Source organism: Dellaglioa carnosa, from assembly GCF_026948345.1.
GTDB classification, from domain to species: domain Bacteria; phylum Bacillota; class Bacilli; order Lactobacillales; family Lactobacillaceae; genus Dellaglioa; species Dellaglioa algida.
The window spans coordinates 48196-59097 of record NZ_JANXLI010000003.1; the positions used below are offsets into that span (position 1 = coordinate 48196).

The window sequence follows — 10902 nt, forward strand, 5'->3', positions numbered from 1 at the left end:
AAAATAACCTATGCTATAATTTACGTATTAGAGAATTATCTGTGAAAATGAGCAAAGAGAAAGGACCATATGAATCCACAATCAGTTTTAAAAGAAAAATTTGGGTACGATAATTTTCGTCAAGGCCAACAAGAAGTCATCGACGGTATCCTAGCCGGTGAAGATGTCTTAGCGATTATGCCAACGGGTGGCGGAAAGTCACTCTGTTACCAGATTCCGGCACTTATCTTGGATGGATTAACGTTAGTTATTTCACCATTAATCTCATTAATGAAAGATCAAGTTGATGCCTTGAATGAAAATGGGATTGCGGCAACGTTTATTAATAGCACGTTAGATTATATGGAAGTTCGTGAACGCTTCAATCAAGCTGCGCGTGGTGAAGTGAAGTTACTTTATGTGTCACCTGAACGACTGGATTCTGATGGATTTATGGCCGACTTATCACAATTAAAAATTGATCTTGTAGCCATTGATGAGGCCCATTGTATCTCACAATGGGGGCACGATTTTCGTCCCAGCTACTTGCGGCTGACAGAAACAATTCAACGGTTGAATTCGAATCCGACTATTATTGCGTTGACGGCTACAGCAACGTCACAAGTGGCCGCAGATATCATGCAACGACTTGCGATTGTACATGAAGTCAAAACGGGATTTTCTCGTGAAAATTTAGCCTTTCAAGTGGTTAAAAATCAAAATAGTGACCGCTTCTTACTTGATTATTTGAAAGCGCAAAAGCAACAATCTGGTATTATTTACGCTAGTACACGAAAAGAAGTTGAACGGTTAACGAAATTAATTAAAAAGGCCAAAATTAAAGTGGCAATGTATCATGGTGGTATGAAGGAAGACGAACGCCGTCAGAATCAGGAAGACTTCTTGTATGATCGTGTACAAGTCATGATTGCGACTAATGCTTTTGGAATGGGTATTGATAAAAGTAATGTTAGATTTGTGATTCATGCTCAGATTCCGGGAAGTTTGGAAGCTTATTACCAAGAAGCTGGACGCGCGGGTCGAGATGGGTTACCCAGTGAAGCCGTTTTGCTCTTTAATTTAAAAGATGTACAGATTCAACATTTCTTTATTGATCAGTCTGAGATGGATGAAATTAATAAAAAACATGAATATCTAAAATTGCAAGAAATGACGCAATATGCGAATACGCAGCAATGTTTACAACAGACAATCGTGAATTATTTTGGCGATGAAGCGCCTGAGTGTGGTCGCTGCAGTAATTGTCTGGACACACGGGATGCGCAAGATATTTCAATTGACGCCCAGAAAGTGTTATCGTGCGTAAAACGTATGGATGAACATTTTGGTAAAGGCTTGGTCGCCCAGGTTTTAACTGGATCGAAGGTACAAAAGGTCATGCAATTCAGATTTGATGAGTTGCCCACTTATGGTTTGATGAAAGATCGCTCGCAAAAAGAAGTTTCGGGATTAATCGATTATTTGGTGGCATCGGGATTCTTACAGGCCTCAAGCGGACAATATCCCGTCTTACAGCTTGCTGCTGATGGTGTTGGGGTTTTGAAAGGCGAGACAAAAGTTACCCGTAAAATGGCCGTTAAAGTACGACAGGCATTACCGGAAGATAACGAATTATTTGAAGAATTGAGACAATTACGTCGTGAATTGGCGGAAGACCAAGGCGTACCGCCATTTGTTATTTTCTCTGATAAAACGTTATATTCAATGTGTGAAATTATGCCGGAAACCTTAACAGAAATGTTAGACGTTAAAGGTGTCGGTGAAAGTAAATTAGAAAAATACGGCGAGTTATTCTTAGATATTTTAAACGCAGAAGATTAAATTCTTGAAGGAGAGTTCACATGACAATTTATGAGTATTGGCAAGCATTTAAAAAGGCAAACAATATTGAACATGATAACTACGATGCATGGGCATTTGGTGCCACTAAAAAAACGTCGCTAGAGTTGGGCCAATTAGTACTGGACGGTCTTAAAACAGCAACGTCATCAGCTTATGGTCTATATTTTGATGAAGAACCAATACCTAAAGTTGGCGATTATAACGTTATTGTCGACTACAAAGACAATCCGATGGCTATCACGAAAACAACTAAAGTCTACACGACACCATACAACGAGGTCACGGAAGCGCATGCTTTTCTTGAAGGGGAAGGTGACCGGACATTAGCTTATTGGCGTAGTGTTCATCAACCTTTTTTTGAAGAAGATTTAGAGAGCGTCAATAAGACATTTGACGAAACAATGCCCGTCTTATGTGAAGAATTTGAATTGGTTTTTCCAACCGTAACAACGGAGGCATAAAAATGAAAATTGAACATATTGGTTTGTGGGTAGCAGATCTCGAAAGCATGCGTGATTTCTACGTGACAAATTTTAACGCTACTTTAGGTGAACGTTATGATAATGTCACTAAAGGATTCTCTTCATATTTTATGAGCTTTCCGGACGGTCAAGCCCGGTTAGAGATTATGACAAGAACGGACGTTACAACGCGTTATCCGACTGGTCATGGCTACGCGCATCTTGCATTTTCCGTTGGCAGTCATACAATTGTTGACCAAATGGTCGTTGATTTCAAGGTTGCTGGGATAGAGGTAGTTGGTGAGCCTCGGACAACTGGGGATGGCTACTATGAAGCTGTAATCCTAGACCCTGAAGGTAATCAAATTGAACTTGTCGGTTAAGTAAAAGGCGCTCAGTTATTGAGCGTTATTTTTTTGGTTAAAATTAAATTGGTACTTAACAAGTAAGTCATTTATAATTAAATGAAAGCGATTTAAAAGAAACGGAGAACACTCATGAATTTTGGTATAATTGGTTATGGTAATATTGCGAAGCGTTTTTTCAACAGTATACAATACACAGAAAATGGACGAGTAACGGCAATTGGATCGAAATCATTAGCCACTAACGACCAATTCAAAATGGATAATCCTAATATAACTGTTTATGATTCTTATCAGGCTGTTTTAGAGGACGATACGATTGATGGTGTCTATATTGCGTTACCGCACATGATGCACAAAGAGTGGTCGCTAAAAGCGTTAGCGTTAAAGATACCCGTCTTTTGTGAAAAACCAGCCGTTTTAACAACGGCTGATATGAAAGAAATTGAGTTTGCCTCGGTGCAAAATAAAACATTATTTATGGAAGCATTTAAGACGAAATTTAATGCGGGGATGGATCATTTAAAAAAGGACTTAGATTTAATTGGACCCATTCAAACGTTGTCGGCTAATTTTTGTTCAAATGCTATCCCGGAACAAAAACCAACCTCATATTTACTACAAAAAGGTCAAGGTGGGGCTTTAAATGATATTGGTACGTATCCAATTGGGTTCGTATTAGATATTGTGGCGGCTCCAATTCGAAAAATTAATCCTACAATGGAAATGCGCAATGGGATTGATGAAAGTTTTTCGGCAACTATTTATTTTGAAAATGGCGTGCAGGCATTTATCGAAGGGGCCATTAATGAAGCTAAAGAACGAGTTGCCATTATTTCAGGGCAACGGGGCCAAATCACAATTCCGATGTATAACAGAATTGAAGATTATACGATTGCGCTGACGAATAGGCAAAAAATTGATCGTCATTATTTTATTGCTGGGGATGATATGACGCTTGAAATTCAGGCTTTTATTGATTTGGTGGAAGTTGGGGCGAGCGAATCTCACAGACATAGTTTGCAAGATACATTTGATATTATTCAAGTGATTGAGAAGATTAGACAAGATAAATGATGATAAAATACCTTTTGACAGCGCTTTCTTAATTTGGTATACTTGTCTTGTCAAATAAGGGCTGTAACTGATTAGATCAGGCGTTACCTATTGATAACTACTTTTTGTGGTTATTAATGGGTAATTTTTTTTGAAAAAATGAGTATCAGCTTGTTTTGACGGCAACATGGTACATAAGAACGACAAAAAAACTTTGAAGGAGCGTAATGATATGTATAAAACAGATTATCCAAAAGGGTTTAAAGATGGTTTCTTATGGGGTGGCGCAACGGCCGCTAACCAAGTTGAAGGTGGCTGGAATTTAGATGGAAAAGGGATGACGACTGCTGAAGTTATTCGGAAATCTGAAAAAAGAACTGAAATGAATTTGGGTTCTGTCACAATGAAAGCTATTGAAGAAGCGATGGCTGATACGACCACTGACCATTATCCAAAACGTCGTGGTATTGATTTTTACCATAATTATAAAGAAGATATAAAATTATTCGCAGAAATGGGATTCAAATCATACCGAATGTCGATGGCATGGGCACGTATTTTCCCTAAGGGTAACGAAACAGAACCAAATGAAGAAGGATTGGCTTTTTATGACCGTGTCTTTGATGAATTAGCAAAATATGATATTGAACCCGTTGTGACATTATCACATTATGAGATGCCGCTCGACTTGACGATTAAACAAAATGGATGGGCAAGTCGTGATACAATCACAAGTTTTACACGTTACACGGATGTTGTCCTTAAACGTTACAAAGATAAAGTGAGGTATTGGCTTACTTTTAATGAAATAAACGTTAGCTCATTTGGGTTTATGGAAACAGGCGCCGTAGATAGTGAATTAACGGAAAAGGAACAATTACAAATTCGTTATCAGGCAGTTCATCATCAATTTATTGCTAGTGCATTGGTCGTTGAACAAGCACGGAAAATTAATCCTAATTTTGAGGTGGGATGTATGCTTGCGAGAATGCAAACTTATCCCTCAACGCCAAATCCGGCAGATGTTCGGGCTGCTCAAAAAAATGATGATTTAAACTTATTCTTCACGGATGTTCAGGTCCGTGGTGAATATCCAGAATACATGAACCGTTACTTCAAAGAAAACGACGTACATATTTCAATGGAACCTGGGGATGAGGCAATCCTTAAAATGGGAACAGTGTCCTATCTTAGTTTTAGTTACTATATGTCAATGGTCACGTCGGCTGGCAAAACAGGTGATACGTCGTTGGGAAACATGATTAATGGTGAAAAGAATCCATACTTAGAAACAAGTGACTGGGGTTGGCAAATTGACCCAGTCGGGTTACGAATTACGTTGAATGCAATGTGGGATCGTTACCGAGTGCCATTATTTATCGTTGAAAATGGGATTGGCGCTCTTGATAAGTTGGGCGCGGACGGTAAAGTTCACGACGACTACCGAATTAAATACCTTGAAGAACATATTATCCAAATGAAAGAGGCAGTCATGGATGGCGTCGATTTAATGGGTTACACCATGTGGGGTTGTATTGATTTGATTAGTGCATCGACTTCCGAAATGAGTAAACGCTATGGATTCATTTATGTGGATCAAGATGACGACGGTAATGGCTCATTGAAACGTTACAAGAAGGATAGTTTTGATTGGTATAAGCAAGTCATTGAAGCCAATGGTCAAAATATTTAAAGACAGATTTTATCCGACGAAAAGGGGAAATATAATGAATTTAAATGATATCAAAGATGGGCTAGTTGTTTCTTGCCAGGCGCTTGAAAATGAACCGTTATACAGTTCATTCATTATGGGGAAAATGGCTCTGGCAGCAGAACAAGGTGGTGCTGTCGGGATTCGTGCCAATTCAGTCGCCGACATTTTAGAAATTAAAAAACAGGTGAATTTGCCGTTAATTGGAATTATAAAACGAGACTATCCTGATTCAGAAGTTTATATCACGGCGACCATGAAGGAAGTAGATGAGTTACTGACAACGGATGCCGAAATTATTGCGATGGACGCAACTATTCGAGACCGTCCAAATCATGAAGCCGTTAGTGATTTAGTCAGCAAAATTCATGCGGAAAATAGACTAGTTATGGCAGATATTTCGACTTACGAAGAAGGTATTATGGCCGAAAAAAATGGCTTTGACATGGTTTCTACTACGCTTTCTGGCTATACAAATTATACGGATGAAAGAGACAGTCCAGATTTTGAATTATTAAAAAAATTGGTTGAAAATCTTAGAATTCCCGTAATCATGGAAGGCCATACAACAACGCCGGAAGAAGTAAAAAAGGCCTTGAATATGGGCGCATTCTCAGCTGTTGTGGGTGGTGTTATAACAAGACCACAACAAATTACGCAACGATTCGTTGATAAAATAAGTTAAGACAAGTGTAAAAATTAAGGGACGCCTTATCAGGGAGCGAGATAATTATGATAAGGTGTCCCTTTGTGTGGATAAAATTTAGAATTTAAGATACATAAAAAATTATATTCATTATTTTTATTATTGGGCTTAGGCGCGTTATGATAGGCATGGACGTTTGTATTATAAATGTCATAAAGTCCCATTTTAAAAGTAATTTTAACAAACGACTATATAAGTGGTATTCTTATACTATGATAAAAACTGAGAGAGAAAAGATGTCAGATGGTGAACCGTATGAGCAGTTTGATCCGGAATTAGTTGAACGAAGAGAACTAATTCGGAGAGAACTGCTGACAATTAACCAACTTGACGATAATAAACAACAGAATACAAATATTAAAGCATTATTGGCTGATTCCGGTGACGACTTTTGGGCCGAAACGGGAATCGAATTTGATTATGGATTTAATATTCATATCGGAAATCACTTTTATGCGAACTACCATTTAACGATGTTGGACACTTGTCCGATCACGATTGGTGATCATTGTTACATTGGTCCAGACGTTGGCTTCTACACACCAGTACATCCCTTATCCGCAAAATTACGTAACGCGGATGTCGAAATGGGTAAACCAATTACGGTTGGCGATAGTGTCTGGATGGGTGGACACGTCACGATTTTACCAGGCGTTACGCTTGGTGACCGTGTCGTAGTTGGCGCCGGATCAGTAGTAACAAAGTCGTTCGGTGATGATCTCGTAATTGCGGGTAACCCAGCACGAATTATTCGTTATCTAGATGATAATGGAGACGTGAGCCCAGGTTAGCGATTCGATAGAATATTAACTATTAATTAACGTTATGAGTATTTGTATAAGATGGCAAGCTAACAAGCACGCTGTGCAGATATCCCTAGTGGAGAAACTGTACCAGTGTGTTTTTTTTGTGCAAATAAAAGTGAAGTTGTTGGAATGAGTGCGAGGCGCACTCTAAATTTAGGAGGAATTTTTTATTTTAGAAAAACAAAATATCGATAAAAAAATGTTTGTACCAACTGTGGCACTATTTATTTTAGTGTCAGTCGGATTATTGCTTGGTGGCTCAGGTTTGAAGCTAGCATTGGGTTCTGCGATGGACGCCATTACGGCTCATCTGAGTTGGGTTTATCTTGGCATATATATTCTTAATTTTGTTTTCTTTTTATATATTGCCTTGAGTCATTACGGTAGAATAACCCTCGGTAATAAAGGCGAAAAGCCCGCATACAATGATTTTAAATGGGGAAGTATGGTTTTTGCGACTGCCATTGATGCTAGTATTTTGATGCTTAGCATGGTCGATCCACTTCGTTACGTGCAACAACCATTGTTTGGCGCTAAAGCGATGTCACCTGTTAATTATCAAAATGCACATATGATGGGCCAATTTGATTGGGGTCCAATGGCTTGGATGATGTTTGCGTCATCGGCCGTAATTATTTCGTACGTTATGTATGTAAAAAAAGTAAAAGTGATGTGTGTCAGTGATGTCATCCCCATGTTAAAAGGGGACCAAGCTTATAAAAAAATCTTACGTAAAATTGTTGATTTTCTAGTTGTCTTTGGCATTATGGGCGGTGTTGGCTCATCAGTCGGAATGGAAATCCCAGTATTGTCACGAATTATCGCAACATTAACGGGTGTTCCAGATACAATTTTGTTGAAATTAGCCTTGTTTGTAGTCTTGTTTTCTATTTTTACGTTAACAATGTTCAAGGGAATTAAGGGCGGAATTGATCGATTAAGTTCAGCGCATATCTGGACGGCAATTGGGTTCTTATTAATTGTTTTATTAGTAGGTCCAACGCTATATATTTTAAAATCAGAAGGACATAGCCTTGTACTGATGGTGACACAATTTGTCGCAATGAGTACAGGGACTGCATCAGGATTGGGCCATGCGGTTGATCCTGTTAAATCAGAAACTATTTTTTATTGGGGTTGGTGGTTGACGTTCATGCCATTTATGGGCTTGTTCATTGCTAGAATTTCACGTGGTCGAACAATTCGCCAAGTGATTTTAGGGATGCTGGCATATGGCGCATTAGGTTGTATGAGTTTCTATGCAATCTTAGGTGGCTACTCACTTTATCTTCAGCAAAGTGGAGCTGTTGACCTTATTCATACCTTGAATGTTTACGGGCAGGCCGCAGCAATCGCGCAAGTCATTTCGACATTGCCCTTTAAATATGTCATGTTAGTTATATACGCAATTTCCTGCTTTATTTTCTTAGCAACCACAATTTCTTCGTCAGCGTACATTGTGTCGGCATTTACCAGTACAAAACTTGGACCAGCGCAACAACCAAGTTTATTTAATCGCTTGGTTTGGATGGCAATTTTTATGTTATTCTCATTCGGGATCGTCTTCGTCGGCGGTTTCAAAACCATTCAAGCGATTTGTTTAATGGCCGGATTCCCGCTGATTTTTGTATCATTATTGTTAATTATTTCAACATGGCAATATTTGGCACATGATCATTCAACGGAAAGCGTCCATACTTCATTTATGAAGATGATTGGAAAAGCAGTTAAAAAGAATATCGCTGCGCAACAACATGTGATACACGATATGATTCATTAAGTAGATAAGAATAAAGGCTATTTCTGATGGAATTGACGGATGAATAATTCTTTGTTACAGTATTCATAACAAATCAACTAAAAATGAAATGAGTGAACTTTTTGAGCGCCTTAGGTATCTAAACAAACCATAATTGAAGCAACAAACAGAACTATTACTAATTGTTTTATTTGTTGTACCCATTATTTAAGTTTGAGATATCTGTTATTTATAGGCGCAATTAACTATTTCTAAATAGAAATGGTCAATTTAGAGAATTTTATTTGACTATAATCCAGAATATTAAATGAAGAGATTGGGAAATATTTCCCGATCTCTTTTTATTTTGAGTTGATTTGTTAAAACGGATATCTCTTTAACAGAAAGAGAGAACACAATGAAAAAGCAAGCAATTGAACAAACCCAATTTAACGAAGTTAGGAATCGCGTCAGCGAGTACGCGAGAAGTAACACAGTTAAAGAAAGAATTGAGACATTTGAACCATCAAGTAACTTAGACGAAGTTTTATTGTTCCAAAAAGAAACAGGAGAAGGCGTATCACTAGTAGAAAGTCAAAAAAGTATTCCGTCAATGGCGAGTGAAAAAATCGATCGGTTATTTCAAAAAATTGAAGATGGATATGTACTAGGGGTAAAAGAGTTACTAGAAATATCTGGATTTTTAAGAACGATTCGAAAGATAAAACGTTATTTTCAAGAGAACAAGAAGTCGGCACCAACCCTGTATGAATACTCAGTGGCGTTACAGAGTTTCCGACATATAGAAGAGGCAATAAATATATCTATCAAAAATAATTTAGTTACATCTGAAGCTTCAAGGGAATTGAAAAAAACGCGTCAAAACATAATCCGTTATGATAGTAATATTAGAGATAAGATGCACAAATTTATTACTAGCTCGACCAATAAATTTAAAATACAAGAATTTATGGTTATTGAACGAGATGGTGTCCTAACAGTACCTGTCAAAAGTGCCTTTAAGAACAGTATTAAAGGCAGAATAGTTGCTGAATCTGGAAAAGGGTCAACAGCTTTTCTCCAGCCTGAAGCAACTATAGAACTGAGCAGGAAATTACAAATGTTTCAAGCGGAAGAAAGTACCATTGTTTATCAAATATTAGCTAATCTAACGGAAGAAGTTGCTGTAGAACTTAAGAAATTAAAAGAAACAAATGAAATTGTTTTATCACTTGAAATGATAATCGCTAAATCAAAATACAGTGTTGAAATAAATGGTCGGAGAGTAAACATTAATGACCAGGGGAGGATTAACCTGATTGAAGCCAAGCATCCTTTATTAGATAACGTGGCAGTTCCATTATCAATTCAAATTGGGGCATTAGAACGAGGCTTAGTCATTACTGGTTCTAATTCTGGTGGAAAAACGGTCGTGCTTAAAACAATCGGGTTACTCACTTTCATGACGATGATGGGGCTCTTTATTCCCGCAGATACGACCAGTGAAATCAGTATTTTCGAACACATACTAGTTGATATTGGGGACTATCAAGATTTTGACAATGCGTTAAGTACTTTTTCAGGACATATAAATAATATGAGAGCCATTTTAGAAGTTGCTAATAATCGTTCATTAGTACTAGTTGATGAGATTGGAAGTGGAACTGATCCAAGCGAAGGTGCCGCCATAGCCATAGCAATTTTGGAAACATTAACGGAAAAAGGCGCTCTTGTTTTAGCTACTACTCATTACGGAGAAATTAAAGAATTCGCCGTAAAAGATGAGCTCTTCCTAACTGCCGCAATGGCATTTGATCGAGAAACGTTGCAACCTCTATATCGGCTATTAATGAACGAAGTAGGCGAGAGTAACGGTCTATTCGTCGCTCGTAAAATGAAACTAGATGAGTCAGTCATCAATAGGGCAGCTAAATATTTAGAATTATTTAAAACGTCATGAGAGATAAGATGAGGGTAAACTTTTAATGAGGTGAAAAGGAAATTAGAATTTTTTTAAATAGACATGGTTTAAACGAGACTGTTTCGGTATGGTCCGTATTCAAAAAGGTCTGATATTCTAGGTGATTAATTACTGCTTAAATGTGAGTGGTAATTGGTTGCCTATTTTTATTTAAGTTGAATTTTAGTTATCTTGGAATAAACTGTAATGTCGATGAAAATATTGGTATAATTCACTTATAATTACTTACGCTCTGC

Annotated in this window: 9 protein-coding genes; all 9 read left to right on the forward strand. The window is 37.7% G+C overall.

From position 1 onward, the window contains the following. Positions 1-69 precede the first annotated feature (69 nt). The 9 genes from recQ (at position 70) to N0K80_RS05000 (ending at position 10645) form a co-directional block, all read left to right on the forward strand. Complete coding sequence (recQ, locus tag N0K80_RS04960; RefSeq protein ID WP_269023974.1) at positions 70-1821, forward strand: DNA helicase RecQ; 1752 nt, start codon at positions 70-72, stop codon at positions 1819-1821. Between the two features lie 20 nt (positions 1822-1841). After that, entirely contained in the window at positions 1842-2303 is a 462-nt protein-coding gene (locus tag N0K80_RS04965; RefSeq protein ID WP_269007453.1) for an ASCH domain-containing protein, read from the forward strand. 2 nt (positions 2304-2305) lie between these two features. Continuing rightward, positions 2306-2686 carry a VOC family protein gene (locus N0K80_RS04970; protein ID WP_269023976.1) on the forward strand — a complete coding sequence of 127 codons (381 nt, stop codon included), beginning with the start codon at positions 2306-2308 and terminating at the stop codon, positions 2684-2686. A 114-nt stretch (positions 2687-2800) separates the two neighbouring features. Further along, positions 2801-3745 carry a Gfo/Idh/MocA family protein gene (locus N0K80_RS04975; RefSeq protein WP_269023977.1) on the forward strand — a complete coding sequence of 315 codons (945 nt, stop codon included), beginning with the start codon at positions 2801-2803 and terminating at the stop codon, positions 3743-3745. Between the two features lie 211 nt (positions 3746-3956). Continuing rightward, on the forward strand, positions 3957-5417 hold the full coding sequence (locus tag N0K80_RS04980) for a glycoside hydrolase family 1 protein (RefSeq protein ID WP_269023978.1): 1461 nt from the start codon (positions 3957-3959) through the stop codon (positions 5415-5417). 31 nt (positions 5418-5448) lie between these two features. Further along, positions 5449-6120, forward strand: coding sequence for an N-acetylmannosamine-6-phosphate 2-epimerase (locus tag N0K80_RS04985; RefSeq protein ID WP_407932689.1), 672 nt, complete (start codon positions 5449-5451; stop codon positions 6118-6120). Between the two features lie 233 nt (positions 6121-6353). Then, entirely contained in the window at positions 6354-6932 is a 579-nt protein-coding gene (locus tag N0K80_RS04990) for a sugar O-acetyltransferase (protein ID WP_112250602.1), read from the forward strand. A 214-nt stretch (positions 6933-7146) separates the two neighbouring features. Beyond that, positions 7147-8727, forward strand: coding sequence for a BCCT family transporter (locus N0K80_RS04995; RefSeq protein ID WP_083478985.1), 1581 nt, complete (start codon positions 7147-7149; stop codon positions 8725-8727). Between the two features lie 376 nt (positions 8728-9103). Next, positions 9104-10645, forward strand: coding sequence for an endonuclease MutS2 (locus tag N0K80_RS05000; RefSeq protein ID WP_269023980.1), 1542 nt, complete (start codon positions 9104-9106; stop codon positions 10643-10645). Positions 10646-10902 lie beyond the last annotated feature (257 nt).

Bases quoted from the DNA above. Each gene is read 5' to 3' on its own strand.
- N0K80_RS04975 (WP_269023977.1), top strand. From the start codon at position 2,801: ATGAATTTTGGTATAATTGGTTATGGTAATATTGCGAAGCGTTTTTTC.
- N0K80_RS04965 (WP_269007453.1), top strand. From the start codon at position 1,842: ATGACAATTTATGAGTATTGGCAAGCATTTAAAAAGGCAAACAATATT.
- N0K80_RS04970 (WP_269023976.1), top strand. From the start codon at position 2,306: ATGAAAATTGAACATATTGGTTTGTGGGTAGCAGATCTCGAAAGCATG.
- N0K80_RS05000 (WP_269023980.1), top strand. From the start codon at position 9,104: ATGAAAAAGCAAGCAATTGAACAAACCCAATTTAACGAAGTTAGGAAT.
- N0K80_RS04990 (WP_112250602.1), top strand. From the start codon at position 6,354: ATGATAAAAACTGAGAGAGAAAAGATGTCAGATGGTGAACCGTATGAG.
- recQ (WP_269023974.1), top strand. From the start codon at position 70: ATGAATCCACAATCAGTTTTAAAAGAAAAATTTGGGTACGATAATTTT.
- N0K80_RS04995 (WP_083478985.1), top strand. From the start codon at position 7,147: ATGTTTGTACCAACTGTGGCACTATTTATTTTAGTGTCAGTCGGATTA.
- N0K80_RS04980 (WP_269023978.1), top strand. From the start codon at position 3,957: ATGTATAAAACAGATTATCCAAAAGGGTTTAAAGATGGTTTCTTATGG.